The following is a 23,347-nucleotide window of genomic DNA, read 5'->3' as shown; positions in this document are numbered from 1 at the left end:
GTTCACACTACGCGCCCCTTATCGCACGAAAAACCGGATGCCATGAAGCTCAATGTGATTTGTTACGCCCTGCTGGGTCTGGCGCTGATCGCCAGTTTGTTCTCGCCGCATCCGGTGTGGATGTGGTTGTTGCTGGCCAACCTGCTGACGTTTCTGATCTACGGCGGCGATAAGCTGGCGGCGCGCAAAGGGTGGCGACGGGTGCCGGAGGCGACGCTGTTGCTGTTCGGCGCGCTGGGCGGCTGGTTGGGCGCGCTGCTGGCGCAGCAGCTGTTTCGCCACAAAACCCAGAAGCAGCCGTTTAAAACCTGGTTCATCCTCAGCGTGGCGCTCAATCTGGCGGCGGTGCTGGGGCTGTGGTACTGGGTTTACGGCCGCTGGATCTTCTGATTGCGGGGCGCGGCCTGCGCCCCTGGCGATCAGGCGTGCTGCTGAAGAAACTCCCGCCACAGTTCGACCACCCGCTGCAGATCCTGACGGCTGACGTCGAGGTGGGTCAGAATGCGCGTCAGCGGGCCACTGCTGATCAGCACGCCGCGTTCGCGCATCCACGGACCGAATTTGGCCGCCAGCGCCGGCGGTTGGCGCAGGTACAGCACGTTGGTCTGCGCGCCGGGAGCGGCGATCTCCACGCCGATCTGCCGCAGCTGTTGCTCCAGCCAGACCGCGTTGTCATGGTCTTCGCGCAGCCGCGCAACGTTATGCTCCAGCGCGTAGAGACCGGCCGCCGCCAGGATGCCGGCCTGACGCAGCCCGCCGCCGGTCATCTTGCGCCAGCGCAGCGCGCGCTGAATGAAGGCTTCGCTGCCGCACAGCAGCGATCCGACCGGCGCGCCCAGTCCTTTTGACAGGCAAATGGTGAAGGTGTCGCAGTATTGCACGATCTCTTTCAGCGGCAGGTTCAGCGCCACGGCGGCGTTAAAGATGCGCGCGCCGTCGATATGCAGCGCCAGCTGCCGCTCGCGGGTAAATTGCCACGCCTGCTGCAGGTAGGCCTGCGGCAAGACTCTGCCGCTGATGGTGTTTTCCAGGCTCAGCAGCCGGGTGCGGGCGAAGTGGATATCGTCGGGTTTGATGGCGGCGGCGAGCTTGTCCAGCGGCAGCGTGCCGTCGGTGTCAGCCTCGATCGGCTGCGGCTGAATGCTGCCCAGCACCGCTGCGCCGCCGGCTTCGTATTTGTAGTTGTGCGCCTGCTGGCCGACCAGGTATTCATCGCCGCGCTGGCAGTGGCTCAGCAGCGCCACCAGGTTGGCCTGGGTGCCGCTGGGCAGAAACAATGCCGCTTCTTTGCCTGACAGGCGCACCGCCTCGGCCTCCAGCGCGTTGACCGTCGGGTCATCGCCGTAGACGTCGTCGCCGACCTCTGCCTGAGCCATCGCCTGGCGCATGGCGGCGCTGGGGCGGGTAACGGTGTCGCTGCGTAGATCGATAAGCATAGGGTTCCTGGAATATAAGGGAGAGGAAAAGGGTACATGGCATCATATACCCTTTATTTCACCGGGGCAGCTTGCTTAGCGCAGCCAGTTGGTTTTCGCCAGCTCGACCACTTCGTCGCCGCGGCCGTTGATGATGGCGCGCAGCATGTACAGGCTGAAGCCTTTCGCCTGTTCGAACTTGATCTGCGGCGGCATCGCCAGCTCTTGCTTGGCGGTGACCACATCCAGCAGCGCCGGGCCGGGGTGCGCCAACATCTCCTGCAGCGCGCCGTCCAGATCGGAGGCTTTTTCCACGCGGATGCCCTTGATGCCGGCGGCGTTGGCGATCGCCGCGAAGTCCGGATTATGCAGATCGGTGCCGTCGGTCAGGTAGCCGCCTGCCTTCATCTCCATCGCCACGAACCCCAGCACGCTGTTGTTGAACACCACGATTTTCACCGGCAATTTGAGCTGCGCCAGCGACAGGAAGTCCCCCATCAGCATGGTGAAGCCGCCGTCGCCGCACATGGCGATCACCTGTTTATCCGGCGCGGTGGCCTGAGCGCCGATCGCCTGCGGCATGGCGTTGGCCATCGAACCGTGGTTGAACGAACCGAGCAGGCGGCGCTTGCCGTTCATTTTCACGTAGCGGGCGGCCCACACCGTCGGCGTGCCGACGTCGCAGGTGAAGATGGCGTCGTCGCTGGCATAGTGGCTGAGCTGCTGCGCCAGATACTGCGGGTGGATCGGCTGGTCGTCGTTGGCGGTCGCCAGCCCGTCGAGATCCTTGCGCGCATTGCGATAATGCTCCAGCGCCTTGTCGAGGAACGCCCGGTCGCGCTTGGGCTCCAGCTGCGGCAGCAGGGCGGTGAGGGTGGTGTGGATATCGCCCACCAGCGCCATATTGACCGGGCAGTGCGCGCCGATGCTGCCGGGGTTGATGTCGATCTGAATGATGTTGGCGTTGGTGGGGTAGAACGCGCGATAGGGGAACTGGGTGCCGAGCAGCACCAGCGTGTCGGCGTTCATCATCGCGTGGTAGCCGGAAGAGAAACCGATCAGCCCGGTCATGCCGACGCTGTAGGGGTTATCCCACTCGATATGTTCTTTGCCGCGCAGCGCGTGCACCACCGGCGCTTGCAGCAGCTCGGCCAGCTTGACCACTTCATCGTGCGCGCCAGCGCAGCCGCTGCCGCACATCAGGGTGATGTTCTTCGCCTTGTTCAGCGTTTCCGCCAGCTTGTTCAACTCGCTCATCGGCGGCTGCACCAGCGGCAGCGCCGGGGTATGCCAGGTCAGCGTCGCGTCTTCCGGCGCCATGCGCAGCGCCACGTCGCCCGGCAAGACGACCACCGAGACGCCGCGATTGAGGATCGCCTTGCGCATGGCGATCTCCAGTACGCGCGGCAGCTGTTCCGGGTTGGAGACCAGTTCGCAATAGTGGCTGCATTCGCGGAACAGCTCCTGCGGATGGGTTTCTTGGAAGTAGCCGCTGCCGATTTCGCTGGAAGGGATGTGTGCGGCGATCGCCAGCACCGGCACATGGTTGCGGTGGCAGTCGAACAGGCCGTTGATCAGGTGCAGGTTGCCGGGGCCGCAGGAACCGGCGCACACCGCCAACTGGCCGGTGAGCTGGGCTTCGGCGCCGGCGGCGAAGGCGGCCACCTCTTCATGGCGGGTGCCCAGCCATTCGATGGTGCCCATGCGGTGCAGGCTGTCGCTGAGGCCGTTGAGCGAATCGCCGGTCACGCCCCAAATGCGTTTTACGCCGGCTTGATCCAGCGTTTTGGCGATCAGTGTGGCTACGGTTTGCTTCATGGTTCCCCCAAACATGGTTTGAAAAACGATGTGGACTCGATCCGGTGAGTGGCAGCAGAACAACTGCAAGCATAGCTTACCGGCTGTGGACGAGATGCGGTCAGGAAGGGTAAAGAGCGTAGGACGGGGAAAAGTGTAACCGGGCTGGCCACGGGGAACTTGCCGATAAATGCCCCATCGCGGCGATGGGGCTAGGGATCACGCCAGCGTGACGTCGCCCTTTAGCTGGCAACTGCAGGCCAGCACGTAGCCCTGCGCGATTTCTTCCGCGCTCAACGTCATGGTGCTGGTGGTGGTGTAGTCGCCCTCGAGGAGGCGGGTTTTGCACGAGCCGCACACCCCGGCGCGGCAGGCGGCGTTGACCGGCAGGGCATTGGCCTCCATCGCCGCCAGCAGGGTGCTGCCGACCGGCACGCGGAATTCGCGCAGCGGGCGGGCGGCGCGCAGCGTCAGCCCTTCGGTGGCATCGGCCTGCGCCGTCGGCGTGTGGAACTGCTCCTTATGGAAACGCTCGGCCGGCACGCCGAGCCGGCGACACAGCTGCTCCACGTGGTCCATGTAGGGCGCGGGGCCGCAGGTCATCACCGTGCGTTCGGCGATATCCGGCGCGGCCTGCCGCAGCGTCTGTTCATCGATGCGGCCGCTGAGGTAGCCGAGTTGCAGATCCTGCTCGGCCATCAGCGTCAGGCGCAGCTGCGGATGGGCGGCGCACAGCGCGCGCCACTGATCGGCGAAAATCGTGTCGGCGGGTGTGCGCACGTTAACGATCGCGGCGATATCACAGGTTGGACGGTTGGCGGTCAGCCAGCGGCACATCGAGACGATCGGCGTCACGCCGCAGCCGGCCGCCAGCATCAGATAACGATCGGCCGGGTGGCGCTCACAGCTGAATTCGCCCTGCGCGTCGGACAGCCACAGCGTGTTGCCGGGCTTGACCTCTTGCGTCAGCCAGCGCGACCCGATGCCGTCCGGCAGGCAGCGCACGCTGATGCTGAGAAAGCGGCTCTGGCCGGGCGAGGAGGAGAGCGTATAGGCGCGCAACGTCTCCTCGCTGTTGCGGATGCTGACCAGCGCGAACTGGCCGGCCTGGTAAGGATAGAAAACGTCGCAGATCAGGTTCAGCGTCCAGACGTCGGCGGTTTCACGCTGGATGGAATGCACCTGCATGCGGTTCGGGCAAAGCGGAGTGGGTTGAGTCATCGGGGCACCTCAAAAAACACAGGGGCCGGCGCAGGCGGCCCCATAACGTAATGGCATCAGGCGAGCAGCGCTGCGATATCCTGCTCGACGGTGGTGATCGGACGCAGGCCGAATTTCTCGTTGAGGATCGCCATCAGGTTGTCGGTCAGGAAGCCCGGCGCGGTCGGGCCGGTGACGATGTTTTTCACCCCCAGCGACAGCAGCGTCAGCAGTATGACGATTGCCTTCTGTTCAAACCACGACAGCACCAGACTGAGCGGCAGCTCGTTGACGCTGCAGCCGAGCGTGTCCGCCAGCTTGACCGCCAGCATGATGGCGGAGTAGGCGTCGTTGCACTGGCCGACGTCCAGCAGGCGCGGCAACCCCTCCAGCGTGCCGAAGTCCAGCTTGTTGAAACGGTACTTGCCGCAGGCCAGCGTCATGATCAGGCAGTCTTGCGGTACGCTGCGGGCGAAGTCGGTGAAGTAGCTGCGCTCGTCGCGGCTGCCGTCGCAGCCGCCGACCAGGAAGACGTGGCGCAGTTTTTTCTGCGACACCAGATCGATCACCGTATCGGCGGCGTTCAGCAGCGTCTGGCGGCCGAAGCCGACGGTGATCAGGTGCTCGATCTCGGTATAAGGGAAACCGTTCATGCCCTGGGCCTGGCGGATCACGGCGCCGAAGTCGTCGCCTTCCAGATGGTTGACGCCCGGCCAGCCGACGATGCTGCGGGTCCAGATGCGATCGCCGTAGTTGCCGACGTTAGGATCGATAATGCAGTTGGAGGTCATCACGATCGGGCCGGGGAATTTGGCGAATTCCGTCTGCTGGTTCTGCCAGCCGCTGCCGTAGTTGCCCACCAGATGCTTGAATTTTTTCAGTTCCGGATAGCCGTGCGCCGGCAGCATTTCACCGTGGGTGTAGACGTTGACGTTTTGTCCTTCGGTTTGCTCGAGCAGCATGCGCAGATCTTTCAGATCGTGCCCGGAGATCAGGATGGCTTTCCCGGCCACCGGGCGCACGTTGACCGCGCTGGGCTGCGGATCGCCGTAGGCCTGGGTTTCACCGCGATCGAGGATCGCCATCACGTTGAAGTTCATCTTGCCGATGCCCATGGCGTTGTTCAGCAGGGTGTCGACGTCGCGCGGCCGGGTGCCGAGCCAGGCCATAAAGGCGTGGTAGTCGGCATAGAGTTGCTCGTCGAACTGGCCGAGCACGTGCGCGTGTTCCATATAGGCCGCCGCGCCTTTCAGGCCATACAGGCACAGCAGGCGCAAACCGTGTACGTCGTCGCCGACCTCGGCCTTGTCGCTGTTGAGGGCAAACTGCGCCGCCTGTTGCAGCAGCGCAGGCATATCGTCACCGGCCAGCTGCAGGGCCGCCATCGGGTGATCGACGCGTACGCCGGCATCCAGCAACCGGCAACGGGCGGCCAGCGAGTCGCGCAGCAGCAGAGTTTCCCGCGCGTAGCCGATGATGCGCTGGGAATCGAAGTTGACGTTGGTCAGGGTGGAGAAGAAGGCACGCGGGGCGAAGCTGTCGATCTCGTGGTCGACGATGCCCAGCGAACGCGCCTGCAGCGCCCAGGCGGAGAGGCCCTGCAGCGCCGCCACCAGCAGATCCTGCAGGTCGGAGGTTTCCGCCGTTTTGCCGCACATGCCCTGAGCATACGCGCAGCCGTTGCCTGCCGGGGTACGGATGGTTTGTTCACATTGCACACAGAACATAGTCGCTTCCTTTTATTTTAAAGTTGCATTTGTAATGCTTGTTTAAAAGCATAGATCGGCGATCGGGGTTGCAAAAGGCTTTTGTGCGACTACTGCGGGCAAGTTTGATTTAGCGCAATTTTGCCGTGCGGATGGGAATTATTACGCTTTGGGGGCCGGGCGGCCCCCAGGGGAAAGGATCAGGAGAACAGGGCGATCAGCACCGGCGCCAGCAGGCTCAGCAGGAAGCCGTGGACGATGGCGGGGGGCACCATGTCCAGCCCGCCGCTGCGCTGCAGCACCGGCAGGGTGAAGTCCATCGAGGTGGCGCCGCACAGGCCGAGGGCGGTGGAGCGGCTGCGGCGCACCAGCGTCGGGATCAGCATGATCGCCACCAGCTCGCGCGCCAGATCGTTGAAGAACGCGGCGCTGCCCATCACCGGGCCATAGGCGTCGGTGATCAGAATGCCGGACAGCGAGTACCAGCCGAAGCCGGAGGCCATCGCCAGCCCGGCCTTGACCGGCAACCCCAGCAGCTGCGCCGCCAGCGCGCCGCCGGCCAGCGACGCGACGGTCACCACCAACGCCACCAGCGTGCCGCGGCGGTTGAGCACGATCTGGCGCAGCGTCATGCCGCTGTTGCGCAGTTGAATGCCGACCAGCAACAGCAGGAAGATCAGCGCATATTCGCTGCCTTTATGGGCGAACTGCAGCCATTGCCACTGCGTCAGGCCGAGCAGGAAGCCGCCGAGCACCACGCCGCACAGCTTGAGCGACTCCAGCGCCATGTGCACGCGCGAAGGCAGCTTTTCCTGTTTATGGCTGCTGCGCCACGGCATGCGCCGCTCCAGCAGCGCCAGCAACAGCAGATTGGCGCAGAGAATGCAGAAGAAGAACACCGCGCTGTACTGGAAGATCAGCACCAGATTGCTGCTGAGATCTTCCATAAACGCCAGGCTGATGCCCATGAAAAACAGGATCACGTACACCATCCAACTGAGCAGCCGGTTGATCAGCACCAGCAGCGGGCGATGGCGTAAGGGAATGAGGTAACCGACAATCAGCGGTAACAGAATAATCAACAGTCCTGAGTACATGGTGCAGCTTGTGTCCTTGAGTTTTGAGGCGCGCCGAACGGCGGCGAGGAGCACACGCTAACCAAAAGCCCGGCCGGAGTAAAGCGGCAGATTTGACGCTGGCCGCTTGACCTGCAAGGGGTTTTTTGACCATGCTCTGTGAAGGTCGCCTCATTGAAGAGGCGACGGCGCGCACGGGAGGCGGCGGATGTTCTTGGAGCGTATCGAAATTGTAGGTTTTCGCGGCATTAATCGGCTGTCGCTGATGCTGGACGACAACACGCTGTTGCTCGGCGAAAACGCCTGGGGTAAATCCAGCCTGCTGGATGCGCTGACGCTGCTGCTGGCGCCGGAGCAGAAGCTGTATCGGTTTGAAGCGCACGATTTCCATTTCCCCCCCGGTGAAGAGTCAGCCAAAGAGCGCCACCTGCAGGTGGTGTTCACCTTCTGCGAAAAAGACATCGGCCATGCGCACCTGCCGCGCTATCGCCACCTGACGCCGCTGTGGGTCAAGGGCGAAGATGGCCTGAGCCGCATTCATTACCGCTGCGAGGGCGAGCTGGCCGACGACGGCACGGTGTGCACCTGGCGCGGTTTTCTCGACGCCGACGGCAACGCCTTTCAACTGCACCATATCGAACAACTGGCCCACGCCATTATCCGGATCCATCCGGTATTGCGCCTGCGCGACGCGCGCTTTATTCGTCGCCTGCGCCCCAGCAGCCTCGGCGATGAACGCAAACCCGATACCCAGGCGTTGGCGCAACAGTTGGATCAGCTGACGCGCGAGCTGGTGCGCAATCCGCAGAAGCTGACCAACGGTGAGCTGCGCCAGGGGCTGGCGGCGATGCAGCAGCTGCTGGAGCACTATTTCGCCGAGCAGAGTTCGCAGGTGACGCGGCCGCGCCGCCGCGGCGGTGAACCGGAGCAGGACGCCTGGCGCGCGCTGGACGGCATCAACCGCATGGTGGCCGAGCCGAACAGCCGCAGCATGCGCCTGATCCTGCTGGGCATGTTTTCCACCCTGCTGCAGGCCAAGGGCGACGTCAAGCTGGATCCCCATGCCCGGCCGCTGTTGCTGGTGGAGGACCCGGAAACTCGCCTGCACCCGATCATGCTGTCGGTGGCCTGGGGGCTGCTCAATCAGCTGCCGCTGCAGCGCATCACCACCACCAACTCCAGCGAACTGGTGTCGCTGGTGCCGGTGGAGCACGTCTGCCGGCTGGTGCGCGAGTCGGGGCGGGTTGCGACCTACCGTCTTGGGCCGCGCGGGCTGAGCGCCGAAGACGGGCGGCGCATCGCGTTTCACATTCGTTTCAACCGGCCGTCGTCGCTGTTCGCGCGCTGCTGGCTGCTGGTGGAAGGCGAGACCGAAGTGTGGCTGCTGAACGAGCTGGCGCGCCAGTGCGGCTATCATTTCGAGGCGGAAGGGGTGAGGGTCATCGAATTCGCCCAGTGCGGCCTGAAGCCGCTGCTGCGCTTCGCCCGCCGCATGGGCATCGAGTGGCATGCGCTGGTGGACGGCGACGAGGCAGGCAAAAAGTACGCCAACACCGTGCGCAGCCTGCTGGACAATCATGAAGACAACGAACGCGATCGGCTGACCGCGCTGCCGGCGCCGGACATGGAACACTTCATGTTCCGTGAAGGGTTCGCCCCGGTCTATCACCGAATGGCGTCGGTGCCGATCAACGCGCAGATGCCGGTGCGCAAGGTGATCCTGAAAGCGGTTCATCACTCGTCGAAACCGGATCTGGCGATTGAGGTCGCGATGCAGGCCGGCGAATGGGGCACGGACTCGGTGCCGCCGCTGCTGAAGAAAATGTTCTCACGGGTAATCTGGCTGGCGCGCGGCCGGGCGGACTGACAGCCCGCCGGGCGTCATCGGGCGCAGAAATGCGCCGCCAATTCCTGTTCCAGCGCGTCCAGCAGCTGATAGCGACGGCGATACTCGGCGCGCTTCTTGCTGGCAATCTCTTCGATAGGTTTACGGGCGATGCGCTCGGGCAGCAGGAAATAGCCGCTGTCGAGCGGTTTGGCGCCCATCGACAGCCAGAACTGATCGTAATCGGCGTGCAGTTGGCCCTTCTTCTTACTCTGGTAACGCCAGTTTTGATAGATATGGGTGGCATTGCCGACGGCTACGATCTGGCGGATGCCGAGATGCCGCGCCAGCGTGCAAATGCCTTCCAGCACCAACCGTTTAGGGAACAGGCCGTGACACTCCTTGGTGGTGTGCTGGATCTCGGCGTGCGGCACCTCATGGTTCGCGCCCTGCAGGCCGCCGATGAACAGCGTCGGTTGCTGCTGATAATGCATCAGCGCAAAGGTGATTTCCGCCAGCATCACGCCGTTGGCGTTGCGCAGCAGCAGCGTGGCTTCCCCTTCCTTATTCAGTTTGTCGATCGCCGCCAGTTCCAGCGCGATCGGCGCTTCGTTTTTGCCCATCGCGCGGGCCAGCACGAAAGGCTGTGGGCCGAGGTGGCCGAGACGCATCTTCAGTGGCATGCGCTGCACGATGAGATCGTAATGATCGCGCAGGGCGAACAGGCATTCGATCTTGCTCATGTTGGCCGCCAGGTAGGGGCGATGCAGCTTGCACGGCAGGTTCGGCTGCGCGCTCAGGATCTCCTCCCGCAGCGGGTTGCTGGCCAGGGTGCTGAGCAGGCCGCTGGTGGTGCGCCAGTTGAGCAGCGAACGGCCGAGAAACTTCAGGCGAAACGAGGTTTTTTTCCAGGCGTTGCTCGGTGCCTTTTCGCCATTGATCAGCGCCGTCATCAGTTGCCAGCCGTTAAGCGGCCGGGCGGAGGCGAGTGGGTAGCTGAGCTGTGACATGATGAAATCCTTGGCTGTGTTGAATGGCGTTATTTCATCAAGGTTTCACTAAACGGGAGTTCAATGCTGAACTGTAACCAGACGTGTCTCCACATTGTGTTGAGCTAAGGTTTAGTTATTCCCTACGTTGCATGCTAATTTAGCTCCGCCGCCGCAATGGGCGGTTGATATTCACAAGCACAGGCAGGTCCATTTTGACAGGGTTTAAAGGACATAAACGCCGCTGGATACTCGTTCTGGCGGTGATTGCGGCGATTGCCGCGGCGGCCGTTTGGCACTTCCGCCATCCGGCGCCGCCCGATTTCAAAACGGTGAAGGTCACCAAGCGCGATCTGCAGCAGAACGTGTTGGCGACCGGCCAGCTGGACGCGGTGCGCAAGGTTGACGTCGGCGCGCAGGTCAGCGGGCAGTTGGAAAAACTGTATGTCGAGATCGGCGACAAGGTGAAAAAAGGCCAGTTGCTGGGGGTTATCGATCCGCAACAGGCGCAGAACAGCATCCGCGAAGGCGAGGCGACGCTGCGCGAACTGCATGCGCAACTGCTGCAGGCGCAGGCCGAACAGCAACTGGCGGCGGTCACGCTGCAGCGCAACCAGGCGCTGGCCAGGCTGCAGGCGGTGTCGCGTCAGGATCTGGATCAGGCGGCGACGCAGTTGGCGGTGAAGAAGGCGCAAGTGGGCACCATCAATGCGCAGATCGCGCGGAATCAGGCCAGCCTGGACACCGCCAAGATCAACCTGGCCTACACCCGCATCGAAGCGCCGATGGATGGCGACGTGGTGCAGATCACCACGCTGCAGGGCCAGACGGTGATCGCGGCGCAGCAGGCGCCGAACATTCTGACGCTGGCGGATCTCGGCACCATGCTGGTGAAGGCGCAGGTGTCGGAGGCCGACGTCATTAACCTCAAGCCAGGTCAGAAGGCCTGGTTCACGGTGCTGGGCGATCCGACCCGGCGCTTCGACGGCGTGCTGAAAGACATTCAGCCGACGCCGGAAAAGGTCAACAACGCCATCTTCTATTATGCGCGTTTCGAAGTGCCCAACCCGGAAAGGTTGCTGCGCTTGCAAATGACGGCGCAGGTGCATATTCAGCTGGCCGGCGTCCAGCAGGCGCTGGTGATCCCGCTGGCGGCGCTGGGCGATCAGATCGCCGACAATCGCTACCACGTCTCGGTGTTGAAACAGGGCAAGGAAGAGAAGCGCGAGGTGGCCATCGGCCTGCGCAACAATATCGACGTGCAGATCCTCCGCGGGCTTGAGGCGGGCGATGAGGTGATCGTCAGCCGCGGCGGCGTGGAGGCCGGCTGATGGCGGCGCTGTTGCAGCTGAGCGGCATTCGCCGCAGCTACCGTTCCGGCGAGCAGACGGTCGAGGTGCTGAAGGGGATCAGTCTGAGCATCGACGCCGGTGAAATGGTGGCGATCATGGGGGCTTCCGGCTCCGGCAAATCGACGCTGATGAACATTCTCGGCTGTCTGGACAAGCCGAGCGCCGGCGTGTATCGGGTGGCCGGGCAAGATGTGGCGACGCTGAGCGACGATGCGCTGGCGCAGCTGCGGCGCGAGCATTTCGGCTTTATCTTTCAACGCTACCATCTGCTGCCGCACCTGAGCGCGGCGCACAACGTCGAGGTGCCGGCGGTGTACGCCGGGCTGGGCAAAGCGGCGCGGCGCGAACGGGCGGAGGCGCTGTTGCGGCGGTTGGGGCTGGGGGAGCGCGTCAACTATCGGCCGAGCCAGCTTTCCGGCGGCCAGCAGCAGCGCGTCAGTATCGCCCGCGCGTTGATGAACGGCGGGCAGGTGATCCTGGCGGATGAGCCGACCGGCGCGCTGGACAGCCACTCCGGCGAAGAGGTGATGGCGATCCTTAAACAGCTGTGCGCCCAGGGGCACACGGTGATCCTGGTGACTCACGATCCGGCGGTGGCGCGCCAGGCGGAGCGAATCATCGAGATCCGCGACGGCGAGATCATCGCCGACTCGCGCCCGGCGCCGCCGGAGGATACCCAGGCCAAGCCGCTGGCGCTGGCCGCAACGGCGCCTTCCTGGCGGCAGATGGGCGGCCGTTTCCGCGAGGCGCTGATCATGGCCTGGCGCGCGATGGCGGCCAACAAGATGCGCACCGCGCTGACCATGCTCGGCATCATTATCGGCATCGCCTCAGTGGTGTCGATCCTGGTGATCGGCGACGCCGCCAAGCAGATGGTGCTGGCGGACATCAAATCCATCGGCACCAATACCGTCGATATCTATCCCGGCAAGGATTTCGGCGACGACGATCCGACCTATCGGCAATCGTTGAAATACGGCGATCTCGACGCGCTGCGCGAACAGCCGTACATCAGCGCGCTGTCGCCGAGCATCAGCAGCAGCATGCGGCTGCGCTTGGGCAACGTCGATGCGGCGGCCAACGTCAACGGCGTCAGCGAGCAGTTCTTCCGCGTGTACGGCATGAGCTTTACCCAAGGCGTCGGCATCGATCCGATGCAGGTACAGTCGCAGGCGCAGACGGTGGTGATTGACGCCAATACCCAACGGCGGCTGTTCCCGCACCAGAAGAACGTGGTGGGGGAAGTTATCCTGGTGGGCAACATGCCGGCGACGGTGGTCGGCGTGGCCAAGGAGAAGCAGTCGATGTTCGGCAGCAGCAAGACGCTGAACGTGTGGGTGCCGTACAGCACCATGGCCAACCGGCTGATGGGCAACAGCTATTTCGACTCGATCACCGTGCGCATCCGCGACGGTTACGACAGCAAGGAAGCGGAGCAGCAACTGTCGCGCCTGTTGACGCTGCGCCACGGTAAAAAGGACTTCTTCACCTATAACATGGACAGCCTGGTGCAAACCGCGGAGAAAACCACCCGCACGCTGCAGCTGTTCCTGACGCTGGTGGCGGTGATCTCACTGGTGGTCGGCGGCATCGGCGTGATGAACATCATGCTGGTGTCGGTAACCGAGCGCACGCGCGAGATCGGCATCCGCATGGCGGTGGGCGCGCGTTCCGGCGACGTGCTGCAGCAGTTCCTGATCGAGGCGGTATTGGTCTGCCTGGTGGGGGGCGCGCTGGGGATTACGCTGTCGTTCGCCATCGGCCTGGCGGTGCAGTTGGTGTTGCCGGGTTGGCAGATCAGTTTCCCGCCGGCGGCGTTGCTGAGCGCGTTTCTCTGTTCTACCGGCATCGGCGTGGTGTTCGGCTATCTGCCGGCGCGCAATGCCGCGCGACTGAATCCGATCGATGCGCTGGCGCGCGAGTAAGTAAAGGGCATAAAAAATGCCAGTCACACGGCGGCTGGCATTTTTATCGCAGTCAGGGGCAAGGCAGCGCGACGCTGCCGGAAGCGTTCAGGACAGCGCCTCGCTTTCCACCGGCACAATAAGACTGGCATGGTTCCCTTTCGGCCCTTGATGCACGTCGAAACTGACCTGCTGGCCCGCCTTCAACGTTCTGTAACCATCCATCTTGATGGTGGAATAATGCGCGAAAATATCTTCGCCGCCGCCGGCTGGGCAGATGAAGCCAAAGCCTTTGGCGTTGTTAAACCATTTAACAGTACCCGTCTCCATGCTTTTACATCCCTCGCAACGCTATTTTAAGTGAGATGAATAACTGAATTCGCACCCGCCGTGGGCGGGTAGCAGGGTGGACAAGGGGTGGTTAAAAGACCACCAGCCACGAATTTACACTCTAGAGCAAATGATCGGGGCGTCAAGGGATCGGCTTTTGTCGGCGGGGAGCAGTTCACCAAAGTTTGAAGCAGGTAACGCTATTGCCACGATTCAGTCACAATTGGCCCGTTTTTTTGCGCACGTTACAGTGCGGCGGGACGATGCCGAAGATGATAAAATAGTAACTATCCCCACTTTGAATAACCGAAACCTGCCCCCATATCAGAGGGCAGAGCAGAGAAGATGAGCAGCGATGGGCAATAACAACGACTGGCTAAACTTTGAACACTTGGCCGAAGAAAAACAAATCGATGCGGTAAAACCGCCGTCTATGTATAAAGTTATACTTAACAACGACGATTACACACCGATGGAATTTGTGATTGACGTTCTGCAAAAGTTCTTTTCTTATGATATTGAACGCGCAACGCAACTGATGCTCACGGTCCACTATCAAGGCAAGGCGATCTGTGGTGTTTTTACCGCCGAGGTGGCGGAAACCAAAGTCGTCCATGTGAACCGGTACGCAAGGGAGAACGAGCATCCGTTGCTTTGTACGCTGGAAAAAGCCTGAATAAGGCAATCTATTGGGGAGGTGCTTATGCTCAATCAAGAACTGGAACTCAGTCTCAACATGGCTTTCGCCAGGGCGCGTGAGCACAGACACGAGTTTATGACCGTGGAGCACCTGTTGCTGGCGTTGCTGAGCAACCCTGCCGCGCGAGAAGCGCTCGAGGCATGTACGGTGGATCTGGCCGCGTTGCGCCAGGAGCTGGAAGCCTTCATCGAACAAACCACACCGACGCTGCCCGCCGGCGAAGAGGAGCGCGACACTCAGCCGACGCTCAGCTTCCAGCGCGTGTTGCAGCGCGCGGTCTTCCATGTGCAATCTTCCGGCCGCAGCGAAGTGTCCGGCGCCAACGTGTTGGTGGCCATCTTCAGCGAGCAGGAGTCGCAGGCGGCTTATCTGCTGCGCAAGCACGACGTCAGCCGTCTCGACGTGGTGAACTTCATTTCACATGGCACGCGTAAAGACGAGCCGGGCCAAGCGCCGAATGCGGAAAACCCGGTGAACGAAGAGCAGTCCGGAGGGGAAGACCGTATGGAAAACTTCACCACCAACCTCAATCAGTTGGCCCGTGTGGGCGGCATCGATCCGTTGATCGGCCGCGATCGTGAGCTGGAGCGCGCGATTCAGGTGCTGTGCCGCCGTCGTAAAAACAACCCGCTGCTGGTCGGCGAATCCGGCGTGGGCAAGACCGCCATCGCCGAAGGTCTGGCCTGGCGTATCGTGCAGGGCGACGTGCCGGAAGTGATGGCGGACTGCACGCTGTATTCGCTGGATATCGGTTCACTGCTGGCCGGCACCAAATACCGCGGCGACTTCGAGAAACGCTTCAAGGCGCTGCTCAAGCAGCTGGAGCAGGATCAGAACAGCATCCTGTTCATCGATGAAATTCATACCATCATCGGCGCCGGTGCGGCTTCCGGTGGGCAAGTGGATGCCGCCAACCTGATCAAACCGCTGCTGTCGAGCGGCAAGATCCGGGTGATCGGCTCGACCACCTACCAGGAGTTCAGCAACATCTTCGAAAAGGATCGCGCTTTGGCGCGCCGCTTCCAGAAGATCGATATCACCGAACCGACGGCGGAAGAGACCGTTCAGATCATCAACGGCCTGAAGGCCAAGTATGAGGCGCACCACGACGTGCGTTATACCGCCAAGGCAATCCGCGCCGCGGTGGAGCTGTCGGTGAAATACATCAACGATCGTCATCTGCCGGACAAGGCGATCGATGTGATCGACGAGGCGGGCGCCCGCAGCCGGTTGATGCCGGCCAGCAAGCGCAAGAAAACCGTCAACGTGGCCGATATCGAATCCGTGGTGGCGCGCATCGCGCGCATCCCGGAGAAAACCGTGTCGGCCAGCGATCGCGACGTGCTGAGAAACCTGGGCGATCGCTTGAAGATGCTGGTATTCGGCCAGGATCAGGCGATCGAAGCGCTGACCGAAGCGATCAAGATGAGCCGCGCCGGTCTGGGCCACGAGCGCAAGCCGGTCGGTTCCTTCCTGTTCGCCGGGCCGACCGGGGTCGGGAAAACCGAGGTCACCGTTCAGTTGGCCAAGGCGATGGATATCGAGCTGCTGCGTTTCGACATGTCCGAGTACATGGAGCGGCATACCGTCAGCCGCCTGATCGGCGCGCCTCCGGGCTACGTCGGTTACGATCAGGGCGGGCTGCTGACCGATGCGGTGATCAAGCATCCGCATGCGGTGGTGCTGCTCGATGAGATCGAGAAGGCGCATCCGGACGTGTTCAACCTGCTGCTGCAGGTGATGGACAACGGCACGCTGACCGACAACAACGGCCGCAAGGCGGATTTCCGCAATGTGATCCTGGTGATGACCACCAACGCCGGGGTGCGGGAAACCGAACGCAAGTCGATTGGTCTGGTGCAACAGGACAACAGCACCGACGCGATGGAAGAGATCAAGAAGGTGTTTACGCCGGAGTTCCGCAACCGTCTGGACAACATCATCTGGTTCAACCATCTGTCTACCGAGGTGATCCAGCAGGTGGTCGACAAGTTTATCGTCGAACTGCAGGCGCAACTGGATGCGAAGGGGGTCTCGCTGGAAGTGAGCGACGAAGCGCGCGATTGGCTGTCGGTGAAGGGTTACGACCGTGCGATGGGCGCTCGTCCGATGGCGCGAGTCATGCAGGAAAACCTGAAGAAACCGTTGGCCAACGAGTTGCTGTTCGGTTCGCTGGTGGACGGCGGTTCCGTGAAGGTCGAGCTGGACAAGGACAAGAAACAGCTGACTTACCACTTCCTCAGCGCCGCCAAGCGCAAAGCGGACGAGGGCGCGGTGCACTAAGGCCGCCTTCAGGCAAAGAAAAAGCGATGCTTCGGCATCGCTTTTTTTATGGGTGAGATTCACCGTACAACAGAAACGAGTGAGCCCTCTCAGTTTACCTGCGCACCTGCAACCCGTTATGTAACGTCGCTGCGGGGGTAAACGGAAAGGGCTCCCGAGGGATTACATCCTCGATGCCGCCAGCGTGTGGCGCGCGGTGAGCCGATTAACGGCTACGGAAGACAATGCGGCCTTTGCTCAGGTCGTACGGGGTCAGCTCTACAGTGACTTTGTCGCCCGTCAGGATGCGGATATAGTTTTTACGCATTTTACCGGAGATGTGTGCGGTTACCACGTGCCCGTTTTCCAATTCAACGCGGAACATGGTGTTCGGCAGCGTATCAAGAACGGTGCCCTGCATTTCAATATTGTCTTCTTTGGCCATCGAATCCTCTAGGTCTAACTACCTTAGTTTTTAACCGGCAAGATAATGCCGAAAAACCCCCATTATGTAAAGATGTGTCGGTGAACATTGCACCGTTTCCACCAATTAGTTTGCTGGGGAGGGCGGTTCAACCGGCTGTGGGGATATGACTTGCGGCGCCCAGCACGCCGGTGCCAAAGGCCGCCGTTGAAGGGTGCTGAGCTGCTGCAAAAATTGACGGCGCGGAATTTCACGCGCGCCAAGGCGGGCAGTGTGAGCGTTCAGCACCTGGCAGTCAATCAATTCCCCGCCATAAGCGGCAAAATGGCGGCAAAAGGCCATCAATGCGCATTTTGAGGCGTTGGTAACGCGGCTGAACATCGATTCGCCGCAGAACAACGCGCCCTGCGCCACACCGTACATGCCGCCGACCAGTTGATCATCCAGCCATACCTCCACCGAGTGCGCGTAGCCGAGGCGATGAAGATGTTGATAGGCACGCTGTACCTCCGGGCCGATCCAGGTGCCTTCATTCGGCCGGTGGGCGCAGGCGGCGATCACCGCGGCGAAGTCGTGATTAAGCGTGATGCGAAACGGATCGTGGCGAAGAAAGCGTTTCAGGCTGCGGTTGAGATGAAACTCGGCCGGGAACAGCACCGCACGCGGATCGGGTGACCACCACAGAATCGCTTCCCCCGGCGAGTACCAGGGGAAGATGCCGCGCTCGTAGGCTGCCAGCAGCCGCGGCGCCGTCAGGTCGCCGCCGATAGCCAGCAGGCCGTTGGGATCGCGCAGGGCGCCCTCAGGCGAGGGAAACGCCAGCGACTGGGGGGAAAGCTTAACGATGCGCATACAGGGTTTCTGCGTCCTCTACGGGCCGATTACGGCGCCAGGTTGCTGATACGGTTGCGAAAGCGGGCATAGCGGCCCTGCTGGCGCATTAGGGCGGCGTGATCGCCCTGTTCGACTATTTGGCCGTCATCCATTACGCAAATGCGATCGAGATGCTCCAGGCCGTACAGGCGGTGCGTCACCAGGATCAGCGTCTTGCCCTGACAATGCCGGCGCAGCAGCGCCAGGATCTGCTGCTCGGTCTCGGCGTCCAGCCCTTCGGTCGGTTCGTCAAGCAACAGCAGCGGGGCAGGGTGCAGCAGCGCGCGGGCGATGCCCAGCCGGCGCTGTTCGCCGCCGGACAGCTGCCGGCCGCCTTCCCCCAGCCAGGCGTTCAGCCCGCCGTCGCTGTCCAGCAATTTGCCGAGCCCCACCTGCTGCAGCACNTCACTCAGGCGAGCGTCACCGGCATCCGGTGCGGCCAGCCGCAGGTTTTCCCGCAGCGTATCGCTGAAGATATGCACTCGCTGGCTGACGACCGTGGTCATTCGACGCAGGGTGGTTTCATCATAATCTTCCAGCGGTTCGCCGTTGAGCAGAATTTTTCCGCCGTCGGTGCGCCAGGCGCGGGTCAGCAGCTGCAGCAGGGTGGACTTGCCGCAGCCGGTGCGGCCGAGCAAGGCGATGTGTTCGCCGGCCGCGACTTCGAGCGTGACGTCGCGCAGTACCGGCTGCGCCTGATCGGGGTAGGTGAAACTCAACTGCCGCAGGCTAAGCTGAGCCCGGTCGGCGGCGGCCGGACCGGCGGCGGGGAAGGTGACTTCCGGCTGGCGATCGATGATCTGTTTGACCCGCGTGGCGGAGGCGATCACCTGGCCGAGGTGCTGGAAGGCGCCGGCCACCGGCATCAGCGCTTCGAACGACGCCAGCGCGGCGAAGACAAACAGCGCGATCAGCGCGCCGGGTTGGGTATCGCCGCCGATGCCGGCGGCGGTCAGCCACAGCAGCAGCGTCACCGTCAGCCCGCTGGCGAGGATCATCAGCGCCTGCGCCTTGCCGCTCAGCGAGGCTTGCTGCCACTGGCGGCGTTGCCACCGCTGTTCGGTGGCGTTCAGCGTCTGGCGAAAGTCGTTGACGGCGCCGAACACCACCAGCTCCGCCTGCCCCTGCAGCCAGGCGGTCAGGTCNGTGCGGTATTGGCCGCGCAGGGCGGTGAGTTGCCCGCCGATCGGTTTGCCGGCGCGGTAGAACACCGGCGGCACCAGCAGCAACAGCAGCAACAGAATGCCGCCCAGCGTCAGGGCGAGCGCAGGATCCAGCCAGCTCAGGCCGTAGGTGACCACCAGGATCACCACCGCCGCGCTGATCAGCGGCGAGATCACCCGCAGATAAAGGTGATCCAGCGTGTCCACGTCCGCCACCAGGCGATTGAGCAGGTCGGCCTGGCGGAAACGGGCGATGCCGCCCGGCGTCAGCGGCAGGATCTTGCTGAAGGTGAACACCCGCANGAAGGTGGCGTCGTGGCTGACCACGCGCTCGGCGTAGCGCCCGGCGGTGCGGAAGATCGCCGCGCCGCGCACGCCGGCGGCCGGCAGCATATAGTTGAAGGTCAGCAGGCCCGCCAATCCGGCCAGCGAAGAGGCGGCCAGGAACCAGCCGGAGAGCGCCAACAGGCCGATGCTGGCCAGCAGAGTGACGATCGCCAAAAGGATGCCCAGGCTAATCAGCAGGCTATGGCGGCGATACAACGCCAAAAACGGCAGCAAAACGCGCATGATTAAAGCTCCCCGCGGCGGTGGGCGATCAGAGTGGCGAACAGGCCCGGCTGGGCGCTGAGGGTGGCGTAATCGCCCTGTTGCACGATGCGCCCGTTATCCATCACCCAAATCTGATCGTAGTCTTCGGTATCTTCCAACTGGTGCGTCACCAGCAGAGTGGTTTGCTGATGCGAAGCGGCATTCAACGCCTGCATCACCCGTTGTTCGCTATGGGCATCGAGGCTGGCGGCCGGTTCATCCAGCAGCAGCAAGCGGCGCGGGCCGATCAGCGCCCGTGCGACCGCCACGCGCTGCGCCTGGCCGACCGACAGGCGGGCGGCGTTGTCGCCCACTTCGGTGTCGAGCCCCTGCGGCAGATACGGCAACAGTTCGCTGACGTAGGCGAGTTCTACCGCCTGCTGCAGCTGCGCTTCGTCGGCCTGCGGGCAGCCCAGCAGAATATTGGCGCGCAAGGTTTGCGCCGGCAGGTGCGGGTTTTGCCCTACCCAGCTCAACTGTTGCCTCCAGTTTTCTGCGGACAGTTCACGCAGCTCGACGCCGTTGACGGTCAACGAGCCGCGGTAGGGCAGAAAACCGAGCAGCAGATTGAGCAGCGAACTTTTGCCGGCGCCGCTCAGCCCGACCAGCGCTACGCGCTGCTGCGGTTGCAGGGTGAAACTCAGCGGCCCGGCCAGCAACACGCCGTTCGGCGACAGGATTTCCAACGCGTTCGCCTGCAGCGTCAGCGGTTGATCGGCGGGCAGCTGCCGCGTGCCGTTGCCCATCTGCTCGCCTTCGGCGCTGAGGAAGGTTTCCAGCGCTTCCGCCGCGCCGACCGCCTGCGCTTTGGCATGGTAGAAGGTGCCGAGATCGCGCAGCGGTTGGAAAAACTCCGGCGCCAGAATCAGCACCAGAAAACCGGAAAACAGCGTTACGCCGAGGCCGTAGCTGCCGAAATTGAGTTCGCCGAGGTAAGAAAAGCCAAAGTACACCGCCACCACGGCGATGGAAATCGAAGCGAAGAATTCCAGCACGCCGGAAGAGAGGAAGGCCATGCGCAGCACTTCCATGGTGCGGCTGCGGAAGTCTTCGGAGGATTTGGCGATCTGCGCGGTTTCGGCCTGCGCGCGGTCAAACAGCCGCAGGGTGTCTAGGCCGCGCAGGCGGTCGAGGAAGTTGCCGCTCAATCGCGCCAGCGCCACGAAGTTGCGGCGGTTGGCGTCGGCGGCCCCCATACCGACCAGCGCCATGAACAGCGGGATCAGCGGCGCGGTCGCCAACAGAATCAAACCGGCGGCCCAATTGATCGGGAAGACGGCGATCAGGATCAGCAGCGGGATGAAGACCGCCAGATACATCTGCGGCAGATAGCGCGAGTAATAGTCCTGCATATCCTCGATCTGCTCGACGATGATGCTGGCCCAACTGCCCGCCGGTTTGCCCTGGATCCAGGCCGGGCCGAGCTGCTGCAGCTTATCCAGCACCTGCTGGCGCATGCGCTGACGGATCACCTGGCCACACAGGAAACCGACCCGCTCCCGCAGCCAGCTCAACAGCGCCCGCAATGCGAACGCGGCGGCCAGCCAGATAAACGAAGGGAGCAGCTGTTCGCGTGGGGTATGTTCGATGATCAGGGCGTGCAGCAGGCTGGCCAGCAGCCACGCCTGCGCCACGATCAGCAGGCCGCTGAACAGCCCCAACAGCATGGAAAGGCGCAGCCAACGCTGCGCCAACGAACTCTGGGTTTTAAGCCAACGGGTTAACTGTTGCTGTCTGGTTTTTTTCATCAGATATGCGTCTGCGTCGCCGGCGCCCGTTTGTTACGGGCTGGGTTAACGTACTGTTAAATAATAGTGTTTGGCGCAATCGGCGACAAACAAGCGAGGTCCCATGTTACCTCGTCACCCGGCAGACTGAAAATAATAAAGCGGGCAAATGTGGCTATAACAGACGCGAGAAGGGGGGCGGAGGGGGGAAACAAAAAAAGCGGCTCGAGAGCCGCTTTTTGCCGATGATGAAAACGTCTTAGCAGACTTCTGCGCCGGCGATGCCGTCCAGGTAACGTTCTGCGTCCAGCGCCGCCATACAGCCGGTGCCGGCGGAAGTGATCGCCTGGCGGTAGACGTGATCCATCACGTCGCCTGCGGCGAAGACGCCGGGGATAGTGGTCTGGGTCGCATTGCCGTGAATGCCGGACTGTACCTTGATGTAGCCGTTTTCCAGCTCCAGCTGGCCGCCGAAGATGCCGGTGTTCGGGCTGTGGCCGATAGCGATGAACACGCCGGCCAGTTCCAGTTCACGGGTTTCGTTTTCCGCTTTGGTGCTGCGGATGCGCACGCCGGTCACGCCCATTTCATCGCCCAGCACTTCGTCCAGCGTATGGTCGGTGTGCAACACGATGTTGCCGCTTTTCACTTTTTCCATCAGCCGGTCGATCAGTATCTTTTCTGAGCGGAAGCTGTCGCGACGGTGGATCAGGTGAACCTCGGCGGCGATGTTGGACAGGTACAGCGCTTCTTCAACGGCGGTGTTACCGCCGCCGACCACCGCGACTTTCTGGTTGCGGTAGAAGAAACCGTCGCAGGTCGCGCAGGCGGAAACGCCTTTGCCCTTGAAGGCGTCTTCGGAAGGCAGGCCAAGGTAGCGGGCGGAGGCGCCGGTCGCGATGATCAGCGCATCGCAGCTGTATTCGCCGCTGTCGCCGAACAGGCGGAACGGACGCTGCTGCAGATCGACGCTGTTGATATGATCGAAGACGATTTCAGTTTGGAACTTCTCCGCGTGCTCGCGCATGCGCTCCATCAGCGCCGGACCGGTCAGGCCGTCGGCGTCGCCCGGCCAGTTTTCCACTTCGGTGGTGGTGGTCAGCTGGCCGCCTTGTTCCAGACCGGTGATCAGCACCGGATTCAGGTTGGCGCGCGCCGCGTAGACGGCGGCGGTGTAACCGGCCGGGCCGGAGCCCAGAATCAGTAATTTGCTATGTTTAGCCGTGCCCATGAATAACCTCTTTATTCCACAATGGCGGACAATGAAGCCGATTGTAGGGAAAATGGCGCAGTAAAAAAAGCGCCGGGCGACGTTGTTAACGATTTGTATGATAGTTGTCGCCTATTAATGCACCCGCTGTCGGCAAATCGTACGCCGAACGCAGAAATTTACCTTATCAAAGCTGCATTCGGCCGCCGAATCGCCAACCGCGCAAAAACGGCGCATTCTGCGGCTTCAGCCGCTCCCCGCCGGGGTTTATCTGCCAGCGATTCATAACCAAAAATGGGATGCAGACTTTTCGTGACGGTACGTTGTTCTGATTTTGCTTCTTTTACTTTGACAATCCGCTGCGCATTTGCGAAAACATCATAGGAAGAAGAAATTATCCCCGTAACACCAGCAAATCGTACGTATTTGCGCCGCGAGGCGGCAATGCGCGATGGGTGTGCGGAGCAGAGCGCGCAAGCGTTTGCTGATTTTTTCTCGACCTAAACGTCGTTACCTGCGTCGCGCGGGGTTGGACAGACAGGCTGCGCGGCGTGGAATGATGGTAGTGAAGAAGCATATGACAGGCATCGGGTCTTCGCTTGGAACGAACCCTTACACATTGACGTTGGCTAGGGTGTGGCAAGTGCACGGAAGAAAATAAGAGAGACAATAATAATGGCAGACAACAAGAAACGCCCGGGTAAAGATCTTGACCGTATCGACCGCAACATCCTGAATGAGCTGCAGAAGGATGGGCGTATTTCGAACGTCGAGCTTTCGAAGCGCGTGGGGTTATCCCCGAC

18 protein-coding genes and 1 pseudogene (1 of these 19 running past the window's edge) are annotated in these 23,347 nt (G+C 62.1%); 7 read left to right on the top strand and 12 right to left on the bottom strand.

What is annotated here, in order from left to right:
- Window positions 1-42 precede the first annotated feature (42 nt).
- Window positions 43-390, top strand: a complete 348-nt coding sequence (locus ADK28_RS20235) for a DUF1294 domain-containing protein (protein ID WP_033640827.1) — start codon at window positions 43-45, stop codon at window positions 388-390.
- A 29-nt stretch (window positions 391-419) separates the two neighbouring features.
- Here the strand turns inward: ADK28_RS20235 and ltaE are convergent, their stop codons facing one another.
- The 5 genes from ltaE to ADK28_RS20210 form a co-directional block, all read right to left on the bottom strand.
- Window positions 420-1,436, bottom strand: coding sequence for a low-specificity L-threonine aldolase (gene ltaE / locus ADK28_RS20230; RefSeq protein WP_048796502.1), 1,017 nt, complete (start codon window positions 1,434-1,436; stop codon window positions 420-422).
- A gap of 75 nt (window positions 1,437-1,511) precedes the next feature.
- Entirely contained in the window at window positions 1,512-3,233 is a 1,722-nt protein-coding gene (poxB, locus tag ADK28_RS20225; protein WP_016928342.1) for a ubiquinone-dependent pyruvate dehydrogenase, read from the bottom strand.
- Between the two features lie 198 nt (window positions 3,234-3,431).
- Window positions 3,432-4,433 carry an NADH oxidoreductase gene (hcr, locus tag ADK28_RS20220; RefSeq protein WP_048796501.1) on the bottom strand — a complete coding sequence of 334 codons (1,002 nt, stop codon included), beginning with the start codon at window positions 4,431-4,433 and terminating at the stop codon, window positions 3,432-3,434.
- Between the two features lie 56 nt (window positions 4,434-4,489).
- The gene (hcp, locus tag ADK28_RS20215) at window positions 4,490-6,139 is read right to left on the bottom strand and encodes a hydroxylamine reductase (RefSeq protein ID WP_048796500.1); all 1,650 of its coding nucleotides are present in this window, start codon (window positions 6,137-6,139) and stop codon (window positions 4,490-4,492) included.
- 179 nt (window positions 6,140-6,318) lie between these two features.
- Entirely contained in the window at window positions 6,319-7,215 is an 897-nt protein-coding gene (locus ADK28_RS20210; protein ID WP_004928363.1) for a lysine exporter LysO family protein, read from the bottom strand.
- A 187-nt stretch (window positions 7,216-7,402) separates the two neighbouring features.
- Here ADK28_RS20210 and ADK28_RS20205 point away from each other — a divergent pair, with 187 nt between their 5' ends.
- Window positions 7,403-9,061, top strand: a complete 1,659-nt coding sequence (locus tag ADK28_RS20205; RefSeq protein WP_033640824.1) for an ATP-dependent endonuclease — start codon at window positions 7,403-7,405, stop codon at window positions 9,059-9,061.
- Between the two features lie 14 nt (window positions 9,062-9,075).
- Here the strand turns inward: ADK28_RS20205 and ADK28_RS20200 are convergent, their stop codons facing one another.
- Window positions 9,076-10,029, bottom strand: coding sequence for a VirK/YbjX family protein (locus tag ADK28_RS20200; RefSeq protein WP_016928337.1), 954 nt, complete (start codon window positions 10,027-10,029; stop codon window positions 9,076-9,078).
- Between the two features lie 194 nt (window positions 10,030-10,223).
- Here ADK28_RS20200 and macA point away from each other — a divergent pair, with 194 nt between their 5' ends.
- Together macA and macB are read left to right on the top strand one after the other, a co-directional pair.
- Window positions 10,224-11,339, top strand: a complete 1,116-nt coding sequence (macA, locus tag ADK28_RS20195) for a macrolide transporter subunit MacA (RefSeq protein WP_048796499.1) — start codon at window positions 10,224-10,226, stop codon at window positions 11,337-11,339.
- Window positions 11,339-13,285, top strand: coding sequence for a macrolide ABC transporter ATP-binding protein/permease MacB (gene macB / locus ADK28_RS20190; protein ID WP_033640823.1), 1,947 nt, complete (start codon window positions 11,339-11,341; stop codon window positions 13,283-13,285). The genes macA and macB overlap by 1 nt, the downstream gene beginning before the upstream one ends.
- An 87-nt stretch (window positions 13,286-13,372) precedes the next feature.
- Here the strand turns inward: macB and cspD are convergent, their stop codons facing one another.
- Complete coding sequence (gene cspD, locus ADK28_RS20185) at window positions 13,373-13,594, bottom strand: cold shock-like protein CspD (RefSeq protein WP_004928349.1); 222 nt, start codon at window positions 13,592-13,594, stop codon at window positions 13,373-13,375.
- Window positions 13,595-13,949: 355 nt separating this feature from the next.
- Between cspD and clpS the strand changes: the two genes are divergently transcribed.
- On the top strand, window positions 13,950-14,270 hold the full coding sequence (gene clpS, locus ADK28_RS20180; protein ID WP_004928347.1) for an ATP-dependent Clp protease adapter ClpS: 321 nt from the start codon (window positions 13,950-13,952) through the stop codon (window positions 14,268-14,270).
- A 27-nt stretch (window positions 14,271-14,297) separates the two neighbouring features.
- Window positions 14,298-16,577: an ATP-dependent Clp protease ATP-binding subunit ClpA gene (clpA, locus tag ADK28_RS20175; protein WP_004928343.1), complete on the top strand. Its 2,280-nt coding sequence runs from the start codon at window positions 14,298-14,300 to the stop codon at window positions 16,575-16,577.
- A 205-nt stretch (window positions 16,578-16,782) separates the two neighbouring features.
- Here the strand turns inward: clpA and infA are convergent, their stop codons facing one another.
- From infA to trxB, 5 genes are all read right to left on the bottom strand, one after another.
- Window positions 16,783-17,001: a translation initiation factor IF-1 gene (gene infA, locus ADK28_RS20170; protein WP_002211347.1), complete on the bottom strand. Its 219-nt coding sequence runs from the start codon at window positions 16,999-17,001 to the stop codon at window positions 16,783-16,785.
- A 105-nt stretch (window positions 17,002-17,106) separates the two neighbouring features.
- On the bottom strand, window positions 17,107-17,832 hold the full coding sequence (aat, locus tag ADK28_RS20165; RefSeq protein WP_048796498.1) for a leucyl/phenylalanyl-tRNA--protein transferase: 726 nt from the start codon (window positions 17,830-17,832) through the stop codon (window positions 17,107-17,109).
- A 29-nt stretch (window positions 17,833-17,861) separates the two neighbouring features.
- On the bottom strand, window positions 17,862-19,586 hold the full coding sequence (cydC, locus tag ADK28_RS20160; protein ID WP_048796497.1) for a heme ABC transporter ATP-binding protein/permease CydC: 1,725 nt from the start codon (window positions 19,584-19,586) through the stop codon (window positions 17,862-17,864).
- A gap of 2 nt (window positions 19,587-19,588) precedes the next feature.
- Window positions 19,589-21,355, bottom strand: a complete 1,767-nt coding sequence (cydD, locus tag ADK28_RS20155; RefSeq protein WP_048796496.1) for a heme ABC transporter permease/ATP-binding protein CydD — start codon at window positions 21,353-21,355, stop codon at window positions 19,589-19,591.
- Between the two features lie 238 nt (window positions 21,356-21,593).
- Window positions 21,594-22,565 (bottom strand): thioredoxin-disulfide reductase, encoded by a 972-nt coding sequence (gene trxB, locus ADK28_RS20150; protein ID WP_016928331.1) that lies wholly within the window; start codon window positions 22,563-22,565, stop codon window positions 21,594-21,596.
- A 654-nt stretch (window positions 22,566-23,219) separates the two neighbouring features.
- On the opposite strand from trxB, the pseudogene lrp reads away from it, so the two are divergent.
- A pseudogene (gene lrp / locus ADK28_RS20145) lies at window positions 23,220-23,347 on the top strand (leucine-responsive transcriptional regulator Lrp) (it continues 371 nt past the right edge of the window).

Source organism: Serratia sp. 506_PEND, from assembly GCF_001076875.1.
Taxonomy (GTDB): Bacteria; Pseudomonadota; Gammaproteobacteria; order Enterobacterales; family Enterobacteriaceae; genus Serratia; species Serratia marcescens.
The sequence above is the reverse complement of the archived record's forward strand: the minus strand, read 5'-3'. Positions and strand labels throughout refer to the sequence as shown.

Bases quoted from the DNA above. Each gene is read 5' to 3' on its own strand.
- ADK28_RS20235 (WP_033640827.1), top strand. From the start codon at position 43: ATGAAGCTCAATGTGATTTGTTACGCCCTGCTGGGTCTGGCGCTGATC.
- ltaE (WP_048796502.1), bottom strand. From the start codon at position 1,436: ATGCTTATCGATCTACGCAGCGACACCGTTACCCGCCCCAGCGCCGCC.
- poxB (WP_016928342.1), bottom strand. From the start codon at position 3,233: ATGAAGCAAACCGTAGCCACACTGATCGCCAAAACGCTGGATCAAGCC.
- hcr (WP_048796501.1), bottom strand. From the start codon at position 4,433: ATGACTCAACCCACTCCGCTTTGCCCGAACCGCATGCAGGTGCATTCC.
- hcp (WP_048796500.1), bottom strand. From the start codon at position 6,139: ATGTTCTGTGTGCAATGTGAACAAACCATCCGTACCCCGGCAGGCAAC.
- ADK28_RS20210 (WP_004928363.1), bottom strand. From the start codon at position 7,215: ATGTACTCAGGACTGTTGATTATTCTGTTACCGCTGATTGTCGGTTAC.
- ADK28_RS20205 (WP_033640824.1), top strand. From the start codon at position 7,403: ATGTTCTTGGAGCGTATCGAAATTGTAGGTTTTCGCGGCATTAATCGG.
- ADK28_RS20200 (WP_016928337.1), bottom strand. From the start codon at position 10,029: ATGTCACAGCTCAGCTACCCACTCGCCTCCGCCCGGCCGCTTAACGGC.
- macB (WP_033640823.1), top strand. From the start codon at position 11,339: ATGGCGGCGCTGTTGCAGCTGAGCGGCATTCGCCGCAGCTACCGTTCC.
- cspD (WP_004928349.1), bottom strand. From the start codon at position 13,594: ATGGAGACGGGTACTGTTAAATGGTTTAACAACGCCAAAGGCTTTGGC.
- clpS (WP_004928347.1), top strand. From the start codon at position 13,950: ATGGGCAATAACAACGACTGGCTAAACTTTGAACACTTGGCCGAAGAA.
- clpA (WP_004928343.1), top strand. From the start codon at position 14,298: ATGCTCAATCAAGAACTGGAACTCAGTCTCAACATGGCTTTCGCCAGG.
- infA (WP_002211347.1), bottom strand. From the start codon at position 17,001: ATGGCCAAAGAAGACAATATTGAAATGCAGGGCACCGTTCTTGATACG.
- aat (WP_048796498.1), bottom strand. From the start codon at position 17,832: ATGCGCATCGTTAAGCTTTCCCCCCAGTCGCTGGCGTTTCCCTCGCCT.
- cydD (WP_048796496.1), bottom strand. From the start codon at position 21,355: ATGAAAAAAACCAGACAGCAACAGTTAACCCGTTGGCTTAAAACCCAG.
- trxB (WP_016928331.1), bottom strand. From the start codon at position 22,565: ATGGGCACGGCTAAACATAGCAAATTACTGATTCTGGGCTCCGGCCCG.